Here is a 16,197-nt window from a genome sequence, read left to right as displayed (position 1 = left end):
GGCGCCGTGTTTTCTCAGGAAAACTGACAGAAATGTAGTGTTCAAGTCAGTTAACGCTCAGCTCTATCCCTTTAGCATAGCTAGTATTTTCCACTGGCTCTCGAGGTCACCATGAAAACTAAGCTCATTACTCCAGTTATTGCGGCAATCACCCTACTCCTCGGCGCTACGGCGATGGCCAGCGTAGGTCATGGGAAAGAGGATATCGGTCAGCCTGGAGTCGCCTCAGAGGTCACTCGCACGGTTGATGTAGAGATGGGTGATATTTTCTTCAAAACTAAAAGCATCGACGTAAAGCCCGGTGAAACGGTTCGCTTTGTACTTCACAACAAAGGGGCGTTGCTGCACGAGTTCAATATCGGCCAAGCCGCTGCTCACGCGGCGCACCAAAAAGAAATGGCGAGCATGTTCCAGAATGGAACGCTTACACCCACCGGAACTGGAAAAATGTGGGGCAACATGGGCCATAGCATGGGAGGCATGAAGATGGTTGGAATGGAACACAACGACCCGAATAGCGTGCTGATCGAGCCAGGGGCAACCAAGGAGTTGATCTGGACCTTCAACAACACAACTGGACTTCAATTTGCCTGCAACGTGCCAGGTCATTACCAGTCGGGGATGGTCGGTCAATTTGACTTGAAGTAAGCCTGAACCGACCGCTAAAACCGCGTCGACGCAAGAGTTCGCTATGCTCTGAGGCAGAGATCAGAGCAACACGCTCACACACGGGGTCTAGATCATGGATAAGCATCAGCATCCGGCTGGAAGCACCTCCCCACCATTTTGGAGGCGCAAAACAGGCGTTGTACTGATCATGCTCATTGCGATCGGTGCCTTTTACGGGGTGCGGGAACATTTCACCCACGTTTATCCGTATTTGCCCTACCTCATCCTGTTGATCTGTCCATTGATGCATTTTTTTGGACATGGACATGGCGGACATGACCATGGCGATCAGGCAGGAACCAACAAGGAAGAGAAATAGCTATGCCCACTCCACCGAGCCACCACGATCACGGTCCCGCCCACGCTGCCTCACCCAATGACGGTGGTCTACGCGACCCGGTGTGCGGTATGGCGGTTATACCTCCAAGTAAATTTGGCGAGTCTTACCAAGGACAGACGTATCAATTTTGTAGCCAGAAATGCCAAGAGAAATTTCGGGCAGATCCAGAACGCTACATTGGTAATCATCCCAGCGCTGAACCCAGCAGCGCCGCTATAGAGCCCACGCTACAGGTAGCCACTGAGTTTACCTGTCCTATGCACCCGGAAATAAGACAGCCAGGGCCCGGCAATTGCCCTAAATGTGGCATGACATTAGAGCCCGTCATGCCCGCGCTTGATGACGATGACAAACCCGAGCTCCTGGATTTCACCCGCCGCTTTTGGTGGTCGCTGCCTTTAACCGTAATGGTGGCCCTTCTAGCCATGGCGGGTCACTCATTACAAATCTTCCATGGTTCGGTTCAAAACTGGATCGAGTTCGCTCTTGCCACTCCGGTCACCTTATGGGCAGGTTGGCCCTTTTTTGTAAGAGGCATAGCATCCGTTAGAAATCGCAGTCCAAACATGTGGACTCTGATTGGTTTAGGTACTGCCGCAGCCTATCTTTACAGCGTCGCGGCAACCCTATTTCCCCAAAGTTTTCCCACCACCTTCATGCAAGATGGACGCATCGGCGTCTACTTCGAAGCCGCTGCGGTCATCATCTCGCTCACCTTGCTTGGGCAGATTCTTGAGCTCAAAGCACGGTCACAAACCTCCGCCGCCATTAAGTCCCTTCTTGGCCTATCTCCCAAGACTGCACGCAGGATCAACGCCGATGGTCAGGAGGAAGACATTCCTCTTACCCATGTTCACTTGGGAGACCATTTGCGGGTCAGACCTGGTGAAAAAGTGCCAGTTGATGGCTCTGTACTCGAGGGAGAAAGTGCGGTGGATGAATCCATGCTCACTGGTGAACCTGTGCCGGTCATGAAAAGAGCAGGGGATAGTCTGATCGGTGCCACGCTTAATACTCATGGAAGCTTGGTGATGGAGGCGCGAAAGGTCGGCGCTGACACCATGCTGTCGCAGATAGTACAAATGGTCGCACTAGCCCAACGCTCCAAAGCGCCCATGCAACGAATGGCCGACTCGATCGCCGGCTACTTTGTGATGGCGGTTATCGCGATTGCGTTGCTGACCCTCATAGGTTGGGGACTGTTCGGCCCGGAACCCAGCTGGGTCTTCGGCCTGATCAACGCTGTCGCCGTGCTTATCATCGCTTGTCCCTGTGCTCTGGGTCTGGCAACGCCCATGTCGATCATGGTTTCGACGGGTAAAGCCGCCAGTATGGGTGTGCTGTTCAGAGATGCCAGTGCCATCGAAAACCTTTGCAAGATCGACACACTGATTGTCGATAAAACGGGAACCCTGACAGAGGGACGGCCGGTATTTCACAGTGTGGAGGCCACACCAGATTTCAACCCACGCGATGTGCTTCAACTGGCCGCTAGCCTTGATCAAGGCAGCGAACATCCTTTGGCACACGCCATCGTCGATCACGCCCGAACTGAAAATATTGCGCTCACCAAGCCTGAATCGTTTGAGTCCGGCTCAGGGATTGGGGTGAGTGGTCTCGTTGATGGCAAGAAAGTACAGCTGGGCAACACTGCACTGATGGAAGCTGCCGGCGTGAGCACAAAGGTCTTACAAGAACGTGCAGAGTTGTTGCGCCTTGAAGGCATCAGCATCATCTATCTAGCAGTTGACGGGGTCTTGGCAGGATTACTAGCGGTCTCAGACCCGATAAAACCGACCTCTAAAGAAGCAGTCACCAAGCTTAAGGCTGATAACGTAAAAATCATCATGGCCACGGGAGACGGGCTCACCACCGCACGTGCTGTCGCCAAGGAGATGGGTATTGAAGAGGTTCATGGTGAAGTGAAACCTCAGGACAAGGAGCGCCTGGTGGCGGACCTCCAGCAATCCGGTCGAAAGGTTGCCATGGCCGGCGACGGTATCAACGACGCACCGGCCTTGGCGCGAGCAGATGTGGGCATTGCCATGGGTACAGGGACTGACGTCGCGATGAATAGCGCGCAGCTCACGCTGGTAAAAGGCGACCTGATGGGGATTTTACGGGCACGGGCACTTTCGGTTGCAACGGTAAAAAACATGCGGCAAAACTTGGGGTTCGCCTTCCTTTACAACTCAATGGGTATTCCCCTCGCCGCAGGCCTGCTCTATCCACTGACGGGGCACCTTCTGTCTCCAATGATTGCTGCGTTAGCCATGAGCGTCAGTTCTGCGTCTGTAGTTTTCAATGCTTTGAGGCTGAGGAATACCCGAATTGAATGAGCGTAACCGATGCTCACAGCCCGCTATACATAACTCTTGACCTTACCGTGGTGTCAACGTTGATCTTGTTGTTGCGGTGAAAATAGACTGCTCAGCACAAGAGGAATAACCATGTTCGTCTTAAACGTATCAGGCATTGGTTGCGGTAGCTGCGTCAGCAAAATCACCAAAGCAATTCAGTCACTGGACAGCGAGGCTATGATTTCCGTGGATCGCGCAGCAGGTAAGGTAAGCGTTGAAAGCAGTGAAAACCCAGAGCAAGTCCGTAAAACTGTCGAAGCACTCGGTTTCCCTTCCCAAATCAGCGCCTGAGGCGCTGATTCCCTCGCTGGGTAAAGTTTATTATTCACCTCGCAGAGCTTTAAGTAGCCCCTTAAATGCTCCATTTAATCTAGTAAAGGCGGTTTCGAAATGAATTTCATTTTCCGTATACTTTGCGACCTCGACCTGTTGATCCACAGTATTTTGATCAATGGAAGGTTGGTTCGGCGTACTGTAAAGCAAAGCACCGCCGTGAATATCACTTACTAATTCGTTTACGGCAATATGTTTTGGGTTTGTTGTTTTTAAAGAGAACGGAGTAGCCAAACCTCCTTTTGTTTGGCTAGCCAGTACAGCAGAAAAGTCCAAGTCCCTGGCCTTAAAGTTAGGAGTGTCGGCATTAGCGATATTATTGCTAAGTACCTCAGCTCGTTGGCTGCGAAAACGTAATGCTCTTTCTGCGGAGCCAAGCGCTTTGTCAAAATTAATACTCACCGGTGGCCACCTTTAGTTACGCTGCCATTTAATTCCCACCTATCGAACACTCAAGTGCTTAACGTAGTGCGTCCGAGCCGATGTATGATTTCAGCGAAAAACTCAAAAAACGCCACGCCATCGTGCAGTGACCGGAAACTTACAACGCCGCACAGGTAAATTTTAGATGGTGGATGGAGGTTATGTGTCGTTGGATAGCTTAGACCTTACGGACTAATCACTCTGCATCTCAAGAGAAATATCGCAACCTGACACAACTGTAATATTGGCCTAAGCTTCCTGACAGGGGATGAGTCTTATAGTCCTATTGAGCCTCAAGCTCACCCCCTAGAGTCAACGACTGATGTGGATTCAGGGGTCACCAATAATCATCCGAGGCCCCCCAAATGAACCCTATCAAAACCTTGTTCGTCATCGCGGCTCTGACCGTCTCTTCTTTGGCTATGGCTGAAGGGGGTGGTGACCGGACTTTCGCACGCATGGAAGTGGCCAGGAATAATTCGATGGAATCGTACCGAGTAGCTCAAACGCAAAATGCCCAACATCCCGTCGCTGAAAGCAAAGCCAAGGCGATGGATCACAAGAATTGCTAAATAGCTAGCCCTCCAAGCTGACAGAAATGTAATCACTGCGGTGGTTTAAATGTGGCAATTTCTGAGCTCGCTTGCCGTAAGAGTTTGTCTTTTGTGACGGTGGGCAAAGCTGATCCGGGCAACTCATGATCGGTTGTTTCGCACGGCTTCCCTTTTGACTGATTGGAAATAAACGGCATGCATTCCAAAACCTCTAGACGGACATTCGTAAAAGGCTTGGCCGCTGGTGGCATTCTCGGCGGCTTTGGCCTTTGGCGCACTCCAGTATGGGCGGTGACAAGTCCAGGTCTGCCGAGCGTACTCACCGGCAATGAATTTGATCTGTTTATTGGTGAAACACCTGTAAACATTACCGGCTCGCCGCGAACAGCCATGACCATCAATGGATCATTGCCAGGACCTTTGCTGCGTTGGCGCGAAGGAGAGACAGTCACCCTGCGTGTAAAAAACCGCCTGGACCAAGACACCTCAATCCATTGGCACGGGATCATTCTGCCGGCCAATATGGACGGTGTACCTGGCTTGAGTTTCCATGGCATCGCACCCGACGGCATGTACGAGTACAAGTTCAAGGTTCATCAGAATGGTACGTACTGGTACCACAGCCACTCGGGCTTACAGGAGCAGGCAGGGGTTTACGGGCCAATCGTTATCGACTCGAAAGAGCCTGAACCTTTTCAATACAACCGCGACTATGTGGTGATGTTGACTGATTGGACCGATGAAGATCCTAGTCGCGTCATGGCCAAGCTTAAGAAACAGTCGGGCTACTACAACCACCATAAACGCACCGTTGGTGATTTTATCGACGATGTCAGTAAGCAAGGTTGGTCAGCTACAGTAGCTGACAGGAAGATGTGGGCTGAAATGAACATGAGCCCAACCGACCTTGGAGACGTCAGCGCAGATACTTACACCTATCTCATGAATGGCCAGGCGCCAAACGGTAACTGGACCGGTATTTTCAAGCCGGGTGAGAAGCTACGACTACGCTTTATCAACGGCTCGGCGATGAGCTATTTCGACGTCCGCATTCCTGGTTTGAAAATGACCGTTGTGGCCGCCGACGGCCAACACGTCAACCCAGTGAGTGTTGACGAATTCCGCATCGCCGTAGCTGAAACGTATGACGTGATCGTAGAGCCTGCCAGTGAAGAGGCTTACACCATCTTCGCCCAGTCTATGGATCGGACGGGTTATGCACGCGGAACCCTCGCTCTTCGTGAAGGGCTAGTTGCTCAGGTACCTGCTATAGATCCACGTCCAATCGTCACTATGGATGACATGGGGATGGGCGGTATGGCTGGTATGGACCATGGCAGCATGGCTGGTATGGGCGGCGCAGAGAAGACACCAGGTGACATGTCCGGCATGGCGGGCATGGCGGGCATGGACCACAGCAAGATGACCGGTATGGACCAAAGTGACATGACCGGGATGACCGGCATGGACAGCGGTGACATGACTAACATGGCGGGCATGGATCACAGCAAGATGGCTGGGATGGGCAATGGTGATATGTCAGGGATGGCTGGCATGGGTGGTATGGGTGGAGAAATGCAGACACACCCTGCCTCTGAAACCAACAATCCCCTGGTTGATATGCAAGCCATGAATCCAACGCCAAAGCTAAGTGATCCGGGCATAGGCTTGCGGAACAATGGTCGTCGAGTGCTCACTTACTCCGACTTGAAAAGCACTTTCCAAGACCCTGACGGCCGCGAGCCAAATCGTACCATCGAGCTTCATTTGACCGGTCACATGGAGAAGTTCTCGTGGTCGTTCAACGGCATCAAATTCTCTGACGCCGAACCGCTGCGCCTGAAGTATGGCGAGCGTCTGCGCATCACCTTGGTGAACGACACCATGATGACCCACCCCATCCACCTTCACGGCATGTGGAGTGACCTCGAGGATGAGAACGGCAAGTTCATGGTGCGCAAGCATACGATCGATATGCCACCAGGTACCAAACGCAGCTATCGAGTCACCGCTGATGCCTTAGGCCGTTGGGCATATCACTGTCACCTGCTTTTCCATATGGAAATGGGCATGTTCCGTGAAGTACGGGTAGATGAGTAAAGGAGACGATCTGTGAGCACATACCTAAATCGTAATTCCCTCGTGGGTTGCCTCTTTGCTGCTGTCCTGCTGAGTGGACTCTCGTCCACGGTGCTGGCAGAGGAAAATGGCAGCGACCATTCAACCACTGTTCCTGCTACAGCAACGGACAAGCCAGCAACGGCAAACGATCCGAAGCTAGATCACGGGGCGATGGACCATAGCCAGATGAGCCATGAGTCGATGGATCATGACCAAAAAACCAAAAAGGCAGATTGAGATCATGACCAGTAAGTTTTTACGCCCAACGCTGATGGCACTTGCAGTCTCTACCGGTCCAGCATTCTTTTTCATGGCTCAAGCCGCTGAAGAGATGGATCCGTCGATGGCGATGCCATCAAGTGCGGACGCAAAGTCTTCAACTGCACAAAAATCCAAACCCGCCAAACCGAAAGATGCCGCGATGGATCACTCCAAGATGGACCACGGCTCAATGGGAGCCATGGACCATAGCAAGATGGGGGCTATGGATCACAGCGATAACGGGCAAATGGACGGTATGGAAAGCATGGATGGAGGGGCGACTACCACAAGCCGAACCCCAATCCCCGTACTTACCGACGCTGACCGGGCCGCCGCTTTTCCAGACTTACCAGGCCATGGTGTGCACGATAAAAAAATTAACTCGTTCATCCTCCTGGATAAATTTGAGTACCAAGACGCTGACAACGGTAGTGCGCTGGCTTGGGATGCAAAAGGGTGGATCGGCGGTGACGTCGATCGCCTATGGTTGCGTTCGGAAGGCGAACGTACCAATGGCGTAACCGAGAACGCTGAACTTCAGGCTCTGTGGGGACACGCCATCGGTCCTTGGTGGGATGTCGTCACCGGCATTCGACAAGACTTCAAACCTGGGTCACCTCAAACATGGGGAGCGCTCGGTATTCAGGGCATGGCCCTCTATAACTTTGAAGCTGAAGCGACTGCTTATATTGGTGAGAACGGTCAAACCGCAGCTCGGTTTGAAGGCGATTACGACATCCTGTTGACCAATCGCCTGATCTTGCAGCCGACCGCCGAAGTAAACTTGTACGGGAAAAATGATCCTCAGCGCGGCATAGGATCTGGATTGGCCAACACCGAACTAGGCCTGCGGTTGCGCTACGAAATTACTCGTCAATTCGCACCCTACATTGGTGTTAGCTGGAATCGCTCATATGGTAAGACGGCTGACCTAGCCAGCGATGAAGGGGAAAAGACAAACGAGGCCCGGTTTGTAGCTGGTATTCGGATGTGGTTCTGAGCGATTTGAGCACTAGCCCTACGAATTCAAATGATCGGGGAGTTGGCTCCCCGACTCTAAAGTAGATCCTTCAATGTAACCTTTGCAGCGGCATGAACGCTTGAGTGGGGTTCTATTGCTTCGTAGAACATCTCGCCGTCTCCAAGGGAAAAGGAAATATTCATGACAGGTAGCTTCCGACTTTCAAGTCGATTTCTGCGTATTGCAACATTCGCTGCGCTGTTCATCGGCTCAACGGCTCAAGCGGCGCAGGCCCTGACCATCGATGTGCATCGAGATGCAAACTGCGGATGCTGCAAAAAATGGATTCAGCATCTTGAGGCCAATGGCTTCACCGTCATTGATCATGTAGAAACCAACATGAGTGCTGTCAAACAAGATCTAGGTGTCGCTCCACGACTCTCGTCTTGTCACACTGCGATGATCAACGGGAAGTTTGTTGAAGGTCATGTGCCAGTTGAGCAAATAATTGCGATGAGTAAGCGTGACGACCTTCTCGGGATCGCTGCTCCTGGAATGCCAGCAGGTTCTCCAGGAATGGAAGTCGACGGAGTACATGAGACCTACCAAATAATCGGCCTGACCAAAGCCGGCGTAGATCAGGTCATTGCTGAATACCCCGCAAACTAATCCCACCTCATCCATTCGGCCACAGCATGGTCCCAGCTCATGGCCATGCAGCGGGACATGCTATGTTGATTTCATTCTCAAGCAATACGCAAAGGACGATCAGCAACAAGCTGTAAAGGCGCGCCTGCGCCGAATCGGATAACCCCGTACCGCTGTCCTCAATAACAATTTGAGATGACGCCATGCTCCGTCTGCTGACAAGCACTGCGCATCTGACCACGATAGTGCTAAGTTCGGGTGGCGTTGCCACTCAGCTTGCCTTTCCGAATCTGGACATCTGTCTCGGCTGAAAGCGTAGAAAAGTTAAATTACAGTGGTTTGAGAGTTCTTTTTTTGCAGGCTTTTCAGACGCAGGGTCGCGCGTTGTACAGCGGCCATTTTTTCTGGACGCTTCATTCGTTTCCATTTTCTGATGTCTTCCTTGGTGCGACCGCAGCTGACGCACAGTTCGCTGTTCAACTGGCAGACAGAAGTACACGGATTCTCGATGTCCTTGGCCATTGGTCAATTCCTCGGCGAACTTATGCGAACTACGGGCTCATTGCTAAGCCTGAACGGCGACCTGATCGGGTGAAACAGCGCCCGGCTTCGTGCGGTACTCAACTGTCAGATGAGTGATCTCATGAACTGTCGCAAGCCGTTCTCGTATGTTTTGTGCATTCACTGCTGGGCTGCCTAGAACACTCACAATAGCGGCGCGGGCTTGCGGCCCTACCTGCCAGACATGAAGATCTATGATCGAAGCATCTCCCTGTCGCTCAACCAGTTCACGAATCTCTTCAGCGACATGATCATCTGTCTGGTCTAGCAATACACTCGCAGTCACCCGCATCAACGACCAAGCCCAGCGTGCGATGACAACTGCACCCACAATCCCCATTGCAGGGTCGAGCCAGACCCAACCAAGGTAACGACCAGCAAGCAGTGCTGCGATGGCCAGAACCGAAGTCAGTGCATCTGCAATGACGTGAATATAAGCAGAGCGCAGATTATTGTCATGACCATGTGCATGGTGAGATTCATCTTGGCCGTGGTCATGCCCATGGTGATGATTATGACCGCCAGACAGCAAAAGCGCGCTCACCACATTCACTGCTAATCCGACAATTGCGATAAGAGTCGCTGTCCCGAATTGCACTTGAGTCGGTTGAAAGAGACGAAATAGCGACTCTCCGGCAATTCCCAAAGAGACCAGTCCCAAAATCAGAGCAGATGCGAAGCCACCCAAGTCTCCAACCTTGCCAGTTCCAAAACTGTAGCGAGCATTTGAGGCATGTCTTTTTGCGTAACCGTAAGCAGCTGCGGCTATGCCAAGTGCTCCAGCGTGTGTTGCCATGTGAAATCCATCAGCAAGCAACGCCATTGAGCCAGTGAGATAACCTGCGGTGATTTCAGCAACCATCATTACGACGGTCAGAGCCACTACCCACAAGGTTCGCTTGGCGTTTTCTTCATGTGATTTCCCCAGGAACATATGGTCGTGGGAATAGTCGGTGTACGAATTACTCATCTGGGCAAATCCTATTTGGAATAGCGGCGAATGGCTTCGAGAAGCTCATCGACGCCTTTCGCTCTTTCTTCGTTGCTGAGTGTCGGATTCGCAACGTGTTCACGAGCGTGGTCTTCGATAATTTCATCCATCAGCCCATTGATAGCGCCACGGGCAGAAGCGACCAAAAGCAGGGTTTTCGAGCAGTCATCATCAGAGTCGAGTGCTCGCTCAATCGCCTGGACTTGCCCAGCGATTCGCTTTACACGCTTAAGAAGATTGTCTTTGCTTGATCTCATATGACCCATACCATACCCCCCCTACCTATATTGAGAGTATGTTCACACGTTCCAATCAGCCATACAACCCCAGGGACGCTCGCCGCCGGGATGGATATACCAACAGTTTCTTCAATCCACAAAAAAAGGCGCCACTAGGGCGCCTAAGCCGTCTCCAAACCAAAGGAGAAACAAGGAGACGGGGTGTATCGGGGATACCGGACAGTTGATGCCGATGGCTAATGCCCGTTAAAGGAGTTGCAGTGGATATTCAACAATCAGTCTGACCTCGTCCAAATCAGATTCGAAATCGGTAGCTCGTGTCGTTGCTTGGCGGACACGTAAAGACATGTCCTTCAGTGAGCCTGACTGGATGACATACTTAGCCTCGATGTCTCGCTCCCAACGCTTTTGGTCCTGCAATGGGGCACCGTCCGCTCCGCGACGCATGTACACGCTGTTTGCGTTGGAATAGTCCGCATCCCAACCCTTAGCGTAGCGGGTCATGAAGCTCAGACCGGGGATGCCGAAAGCCTGCATATCTAGATCGTAGCGCAGCTGCAAGGATTGCTCTTTCGGTGAGTTGAAATGTAACCGTCCGGCCAGCACCCTCTCCTGACAGCCCTCCAAATTGGCCAAGATAGTGGACACCATTTTTTAGTGGACACTATCTTGGATACAGTTGCCCCAGCCCGTCGAGCCGGTCGCCGCCCCAACTTTCCGCTGGACTTTAAACGCCAAGTCGTCGAGGCCACCTTCCAGCCTGGCGCCTCCGTGTCATTGATCGCTCGCGAACATGACGTCAATGCCAATCTGGTCTTTCGCTGGCGGCAGCAATACCAAGAAGGGCTATTCGGCCCGGTCAGCCAGAGTGCTTCGTTTTTGCCAGTCCAGGTGATCGAGGCGCCAATGGATCTGCCGCCAGTCTTCCAGCCACAGGCAGAGTGTCATTCCGAGATCGCAGTTGAGGTAGGAAAAGCCAAGTTGCGTATCACCGGAGCACCAGACCCGCAGACGCTGCAACTCGTCTTGCAGCAGTTAGTGCGATGATTGCCCCTCCCGCTGGAACCCGTATCTGGATCGCCGCTGGCGTCACGGACATGCGTCGTGGCTTCGACGGTTTGGCGGCCATGGTGCAGACTCAACTGGAAGCCGATCCCTTCTCCGGTCAGATCTTCGCCTTTCGCGGACGGCGTGGTGACCGGATCAAACTGTTGTGGTGGGATGGCGACGGCTTGTGCCTGTTTTGCAAACGGTTGGAGCAAGGACGCTTTGTCTGGCCGCAAGCAACCAGCGGCAGCGTGTCGCTGACGACCGCGCAGTTGTCGATGCTGTTGGAGGGCATTGATTGGCGCCGGCCAATTCGTACAGCACCCGTCCTCGCGGTCTGACTTGCCGCGCTGAAAAAATCCCCAGTAATATTCGGGCATGACCCTCGTGACCGACTCCCTGCCGAATGATCTTCAAGCCTTGAAGGCGCTGATCGCTGCCCAGCACGCAGAGATTGAGCGCTTGAAGATGATGATCGCCAAGCTGCGTCGTACGCAGTTCGGTCGCAGCTCCGAGCAACTGGAAGCGATGATCGACCAGCTCCAGTTGAGCCTTGATGAGCTGCAAATCAGCCAAGCCGAAATGACACCTCCAGTCGAGCCGGCACCTCGCGCAGTTTCGCGCCGTAAACCATTGCCTGAACACCTACCTCGCGAAACCCACGTTCATCAGCCCGAGTCGCAATGCACTGGCTGCGGTGGGACGCTTCGCCATTTAGGTGAGGATGTGTCCGAAGTGCTGGAGTACGTTCCGGCACGTTTCAAAGTCATTCGCCATGTCCGTCCGAAGTGGGTTTGCCGCTGCTGCGAGCACTTCGCCCAGGTGCCGGCACCGAGTCGCCCGATCGCCCGAGGTCTTGCCGGCCCAGGGTTGTTGGCCCATGTGCTGGTCTCGAAGTTTGTCGATCATTTGCCGTTGTATCGGCAGTCCGAGATCTACGCCCGTGAGGGCGTGGAGCTGGAGCGCTCAACCCTGGCCGACTGGGTTGGCCAGAGCAGTCAGTTGCTGCGACCACTGATCAACGCCCTTGAGCACCACGTCATGAGCGGACACAAAGTCCATGCCGACGACACGCCGATTGGCGTGCTCGCGCCGGGCAACGGCAAGACCAAATCGGCGCGCCTGTGGACGTACGTGCGGGACGACCGACCTACGGGGGACGCGACACCGGCGGCGGTCTGGTTTGCCTACTCGCCGGATCGCAAGGGGCAACATCCCCGCGCGCATCTCAAGCGCTTCAGCGGGATCTTGCAGGCGGACGGCTATGCCGGTTTTGCTCAACTATATGCCACGGGCACCATTGAGGAAGCGGCGTGTTGGGCTCACGCCCGGCGCAAGTTTTACGAGGTCTACAAAGACCTGGCTTCACCACTTGCCGCCGAGGCGCTGCAACGGATTGCGGCCCTGTATGCCATCGAAAGCGAGATTCGAGGGCAACCGCCCAACCTGCGAAAAGTGGTTCGGCAAAGCCGAGCCAGTCCGCTGCTGGAACAACTCCACGCGTGGCTCAACCAGACGCTGACTCAACTGTCGAAAAAATCGGCATTGGGCGGTGCGATTCTCTATGCCCTCAATCGGTGGCAGGCCTTGGTGCGCTATTGCGATGACGGGCGAATTGAGATCGACAACAACGCTGCCGAACGCGCGCTACGTGCTGTCGCGCTAGGCAGAAAAAATTATCTGTTCGTCGGTTCCAACGCCGGCGGCGAACGAGCGGCTGCGATTTACAGCCTGGTGGGTTCAGCCAAACTCAACGACCTGAACCCGCAAGCCTATTTGACACACGTGCTGGAGCGCATCGCCGACCACCCGATCAATCGGGTCGACGAACTGCTGCCCTGGAACGTTTCTCTCGCCTCCACGGAACTCTGCGAGGCCGCCTGATCCATGGTCAAAACTGTTCGCTTGCCAAAACCCGAACCTGATTTGTTGCTACTGCACATTGAATTGAAGTGGATCGAACCTGCCATCTGGCGCCGTGTGGCGGTGCCCGAGAACATCACCTTAGGCAAATTGCACGCGGTGATCCAGATCGCAATGGGCTGGCACGATGACCATCTGCATGAGTTTGAAATAGCTGGTGAGAGTTACGGTATTCCCGACTCCGATGGATGGGGGCCTCCCGTGAACTCGGAGACCCGCAAGACTCTGATCAAAGCGTTGAACGGGAAAAGGACATTCCGCTAGGTCTATGACTTTGGCGATGGCTGGGATCACCGGATCAAAGTCGGAAAGAGAAATCCGATGCCCACTCCGTAGGACATTGAGTCGAAATCCAATCACGATGTTCTCATTGGAAGGGTCTGCAACAGATGTCGATTAAGCTCCTGGCCCACGCCGAACGCCTCTTGGACGCTTACGATAGTCAATCCTTGATGCTTGGAGGCCCAATCTTCTGCCGCTGGGATAGATGCGAAGAAATGCACATGGCAACAGAAGGACTGACGAACGTCGGCCGCCTCCTGCGGCAATACCAGTGACACTGCCACGTCGGCAGGTTCAACAGCCTGTATCTCGCTGGGTGAAACCGTAAGCGAAACGGGTGCTCCAGTTGCAGCGCAATGCGACGAGACGCGAGCTGTACGGCCGATTAACGCCGGGAGCATCAGGGTGTCCAGCGCGCACCAGGCATACAGCCGGCGGTTGTCAATTTCCAAGACATGCGACGTCTCGCGCAAGGTGAGGACATAGCCGATGATGTTCCCATCGTTGTCGTATTCGGTACTGGTGGCTTGTTCGAGCACAGCCGCCACTTGCTCAGCGGGCCAGCCAAGAGTCCTGGCAAGCGTAGTTCGCGAAATCGGGCGTCCCTTGGCAAGTTCACCCAGTAGCGCGACCAAGAACTCCGCAAAACCTTTGGGCCGGTTGGTCGGGGTGAGACGTTCGGCGATCTCGGTAATGTAGCGGGCAAATTTCATGGTGCTCTCCATTCATCCAGCGCAGCAGGACAATTGCTTTACGTCCTTGGTGAAAGTCTGCGCCGCGAGCTTCAGGCCCTCGACCATGGTTAGGTAGGGGAACAACTGGTCGGCCAGCTCCTGCACGGTCATGCGGTTGCGAATAGCCAGCACCGCCGTCTGAATCAGCTCGCCCGCTTCCGGGGCCACCGCCTGCACGCCGAGCAACCGACCAGAACCCGCTTCGGCGACCAGCTTGATGAACCCTCGCGTGTCGAAGTTGGCCAGCGCACGCGGCACGTTGTCCAGGCTCAGCGTGCGACTGTCGGTTTCGAGGCCTGCGCGCTGTGCTTCCGCTTCGCTGTAACCGACGGTGGCCACCTGCGGATCGGTGAACACCACCGCCGGCATGGCATCGAGATTAAGCGTAGCTTCGCCGCCGGTCATGTTGATCGCCGCACGGGTGCCAGCCGCCGCCGCGACGTAGACGAACTGCGGCTGGTTGGTGCAGTCGCCGGCTGCATAGATATCCACTGCGCTACTGCGCATGCCCTGATCGATCTGAATGGCGCCGCGTTCATCCAACAGTACACCCGCCGCTTCCAGGTTCAGGCTTTGGGTGTTGGGCGTGCGGCCGGTGGCGACGAACAGTTGGTCGGCGCGCAGTTCACCGTGGTTGGTGGTCAGTACGAATTCGCCGTTGGCGTGGGTCACCTGACTGGCTTGTGTCTGCTCAAGCACGTCGATGCCCTCCATGCGGAAGGCTGCGGTCAGCGCCTCGCCGATGGCCGGATCTTCGCGGAAGAACAGCGAGTTGCGCGCCAGGATGGTGACGCGGCTACCCAGCCGGGCAAAGGCTTGCGCCAGCTCCAAGGCCACCACGGATGAGCCGATCACGGCGAGCCGTTGCGGAATACTGGCGCTGGCCAGTGCCTCCTCCGAGGTCCAATAGGGGGTGTCTTGCAGCCCGCGAATCGGCGGCACGGCCGCACCGGCGCCGGTAGCGATCAGGCAGCGGTCGAACGCGACTTCGCGCCCGCCCCCCTCGACCAGTTCGACGCTGAGCGTGTGGCCGTCCTGGAAGCGAGCGGTGCCACGCAGCACGGTGATGGCTGGTGTGCTCTCCAGAATGCCTTCGTACTTGGCGTGACGCAGTTCGTCGACAAGGCCTTGCTGTTGCGCGAGCAGCCGCTCGCGCAGGACGGTCGGCGGCGTGGCGGGCATTCCGTCATCGAACGGACTCTCGCGGCGCAAATGAGCCACATGCGCGGCGCGAATCATGATTTTCGACGGCACGCAGCCGACGTTGACGCAAGTGCCGCCGATGGTGCCGCGCTCGATCAGAGTGACGCGGGCGCCGGCTTCCACCGCCTTCAAGGCGGCCGCCATTGCCGCACCGCCGCTGCCTATGACTGCAATGTGTAGCGCGTCGCCGTTTTTGCCGACCTCGGTGTCGCTGCGCAACCAGCCCAGCGCCTTATCGAGCTGGCCGGGGCGCGGTTGTAGCGAGGCGACTTCGAACGACGCTTGATACCCAAGGGCCTCGACGGCGGCTTGCATTTGTTCACGGCTGACAGCCGCGTCGGCCGTCATTTCGGCCTTCCCACCGGCGTAGGAGACGTCCGCCCGGTGCACGCCGGAGATTCCCTCCAGAGCATCTCTGACGCGGTCGGCACAGGAGGCGCAGGTCATACCGTGGATTCGCAGTGTGGTCATAGCGTTTACTTCCTCAAATGGGTCTCTTTGCGGCATTACTGTTTTGGCTGTGGTGGGCAGGCACCCGGGGCGCAAC

At 54.9% G+C, this 16,197-nt stretch carries 18 protein-coding genes and 2 pseudogenes; 13 read left to right on the top strand and 7 right to left on the bottom strand.

The features are described 5' to 3' along the window. Positions 1-111: 111 nt before the first annotated feature. From BMH52_RS21155 to BMH52_RS21135, 4 genes are all read left to right on the top strand, one after another. Positions 112-648, top strand: coding sequence for a plastocyanin/azurin family copper-binding protein (locus BMH52_RS21155; RefSeq protein WP_008437431.1), 537 nt, complete (start codon positions 112-114; stop codon positions 646-648). Between the two features lie 94 nt (positions 649-742). Next, the gene (locus BMH52_RS21150; protein ID WP_032899631.1) at positions 743-988 is read left to right on the top strand and encodes a DUF2933 domain-containing protein; all 246 of its coding nucleotides are present in this window, start codon (positions 743-745) and stop codon (positions 986-988) included. 2 nt (positions 989-990) lie between these two features. Then, positions 991-3,348 (top strand): heavy metal translocating P-type ATPase, encoded by a 2,358-nt coding sequence (locus BMH52_RS21140; protein ID WP_024073349.1) that lies wholly within the window; start codon positions 991-993, stop codon positions 3,346-3,348. 111 nt (positions 3,349-3,459) lie between these two features. After that, positions 3,460-3,660 carry a heavy-metal-associated domain-containing protein gene (locus BMH52_RS21135; RefSeq protein ID WP_008437435.1) on the top strand — a complete coding sequence of 67 codons (201 nt, stop codon included), beginning with the start codon at positions 3,460-3,462 and terminating at the stop codon, positions 3,658-3,660. A 30-nt stretch (positions 3,661-3,690) separates the two neighbouring features. On the opposite strand, the gene flgB is transcribed toward BMH52_RS21135, so the two are convergent. Next, a complete protein-coding gene (flgB, locus tag BMH52_RS21130; protein WP_008437437.1) occupies positions 3,691-4,104 on the bottom strand; it encodes a flagellar basal body rod protein FlgB in 414 nt (137 codons plus the stop codon). Positions 4,105-4,490: 386 nt separating this feature from the next. On the opposite strand from flgB, the gene BMH52_RS21125 reads away from it, so the two are divergent. The 5 genes from BMH52_RS21125 (at position 4,491) to BMH52_RS21110 (ending at position 8,691) form a co-directional block, all read left to right on the top strand. Further along, on the top strand, positions 4,491-4,697 hold the full coding sequence (locus BMH52_RS21125; protein ID WP_019821302.1) for a co-regulatory protein PtrA N-terminal domain-containing protein: 207 nt from the start codon (positions 4,491-4,493) through the stop codon (positions 4,695-4,697). 177 nt (positions 4,698-4,874) lie between these two features. Next, complete coding sequence (locus BMH52_RS21120) at positions 4,875-6,779, top strand: copper resistance system multicopper oxidase (protein WP_008437439.1); 1,905 nt, start codon at positions 4,875-4,877, stop codon at positions 6,777-6,779. A gap of 12 nt (positions 6,780-6,791) precedes the next feature. Continuing rightward, positions 6,792-7,037, top strand: a complete 246-nt coding sequence (locus tag BMH52_RS28990) for a hypothetical protein (RefSeq protein ID WP_139271943.1) — start codon at positions 6,792-6,794, stop codon at positions 7,035-7,037. Continuing rightward, the gene (locus BMH52_RS21115; protein WP_008437443.1) at positions 7,009-8,061 is read left to right on the top strand and encodes a copper resistance protein B; all 1,053 of its coding nucleotides are present in this window, start codon (positions 7,009-7,011) and stop codon (positions 8,059-8,061) included. The genes BMH52_RS28990 and BMH52_RS21115 overlap by 29 nt, the downstream gene beginning before the upstream one ends. 162 nt (positions 8,062-8,223) lie before the next feature. Continuing rightward, positions 8,224-8,691 carry a DUF411 domain-containing protein gene (locus BMH52_RS21110; protein WP_008437448.1) on the top strand — a complete coding sequence of 156 codons (468 nt, stop codon included), beginning with the start codon at positions 8,224-8,226 and terminating at the stop codon, positions 8,689-8,691. Positions 8,692-8,994: 303 nt separating this feature from the next. Here the strand turns inward: BMH52_RS21110 and BMH52_RS21105 are convergent, their stop codons facing one another. The 4 genes and pseudogenes from BMH52_RS21105 to BMH52_RS21090 all read right to left on the bottom strand — a co-directional run. Then, positions 8,995-9,192 carry a DUF1289 domain-containing protein gene (locus BMH52_RS21105; RefSeq protein ID WP_008437450.1) on the bottom strand — a complete coding sequence of 66 codons (198 nt, stop codon included), beginning with the start codon at positions 9,190-9,192 and terminating at the stop codon, positions 8,995-8,997. Positions 9,193-9,235: 43 nt separating this feature from the next. Beyond that, positions 9,236-10,201: a CDF family Co(II)/Ni(II) efflux transporter DmeF gene (gene dmeF, locus BMH52_RS21100; protein WP_008437453.1), complete on the bottom strand. Its 966-nt coding sequence runs from the start codon at positions 10,199-10,201 to the stop codon at positions 9,236-9,238. Positions 10,202-10,212: 11 nt separating this feature from the next. Further along, positions 10,213-10,488, bottom strand: coding sequence for a metal/formaldehyde-sensitive transcriptional repressor (locus tag BMH52_RS21095; RefSeq protein WP_024073346.1), 276 nt, complete (start codon positions 10,486-10,488; stop codon positions 10,213-10,215). A gap of 219 nt (positions 10,489-10,707) precedes the next feature. Next, positions 10,708-11,046 (bottom strand): annotated as a pseudogene (locus BMH52_RS21090) (OprD family outer membrane porin); the annotation flags it as partial. Positions 11,047-11,211: 165 nt separating this feature from the next. On the opposite strand from BMH52_RS21090, the pseudogene BMH52_RS30025 reads away from it, so the two are divergent. From BMH52_RS30025 to BMH52_RS21070, 4 genes and pseudogenes are all read left to right on the top strand, one after another. Beyond that, positions 11,212-11,308, top strand: a pseudogene (locus BMH52_RS30025) (transposase); the annotation flags it as partial. A gap of 196 nt (positions 11,309-11,504) precedes the next feature. Then, positions 11,505-11,849, top strand: coding sequence for an IS66 family insertion sequence element accessory protein TnpB (gene tnpB, locus BMH52_RS21080; protein ID WP_003425037.1), 345 nt, complete (start codon positions 11,505-11,507; stop codon positions 11,847-11,849). Positions 11,850-11,886: 37 nt separating this feature from the next. Beyond that, on the top strand, positions 11,887-13,392 hold the full coding sequence (locus BMH52_RS21075; RefSeq protein ID WP_003425038.1) for an IS66 family transposase: 1,506 nt from the start codon (positions 11,887-11,889) through the stop codon (positions 13,390-13,392). A gap of 3 nt (positions 13,393-13,395) precedes the next feature. Next, positions 13,396-13,695, top strand: a complete 300-nt coding sequence (locus BMH52_RS21070) for a plasmid pRiA4b ORF-3 family protein (RefSeq protein ID WP_003425039.1) — start codon at positions 13,396-13,398, stop codon at positions 13,693-13,695. A 92-nt stretch (positions 13,696-13,787) separates the two neighbouring features. Here the strand turns inward: BMH52_RS21070 and merB are convergent, their stop codons facing one another. Beyond that, entirely contained in the window at positions 13,788-14,426 is a 639-nt protein-coding gene (gene merB, locus BMH52_RS21065) for an organomercurial lyase MerB (protein ID WP_003425042.1), read from the bottom strand. A 12-nt stretch (positions 14,427-14,438) separates the two neighbouring features. Further along, a complete protein-coding gene (gene merA / locus BMH52_RS21060; RefSeq protein WP_003425044.1) occupies positions 14,439-16,121 on the bottom strand; it encodes a mercury(II) reductase in 1,683 nt (560 codons plus the stop codon). Between the last annotated feature and the right edge of the window lie 76 nt (positions 16,122-16,197).

This window comes from Pseudomonas sp. BTN1 (genome assembly GCF_001907715.1).
Taxonomy (GTDB): domain Bacteria; phylum Pseudomonadota; class Gammaproteobacteria; order Pseudomonadales; family Pseudomonadaceae; genus Aquipseudomonas; species Aquipseudomonas paracarnis.
The sequence above is the reverse complement of the archived record's forward strand: the minus strand, read 5'-3'. Positions and strand labels throughout refer to the sequence as shown.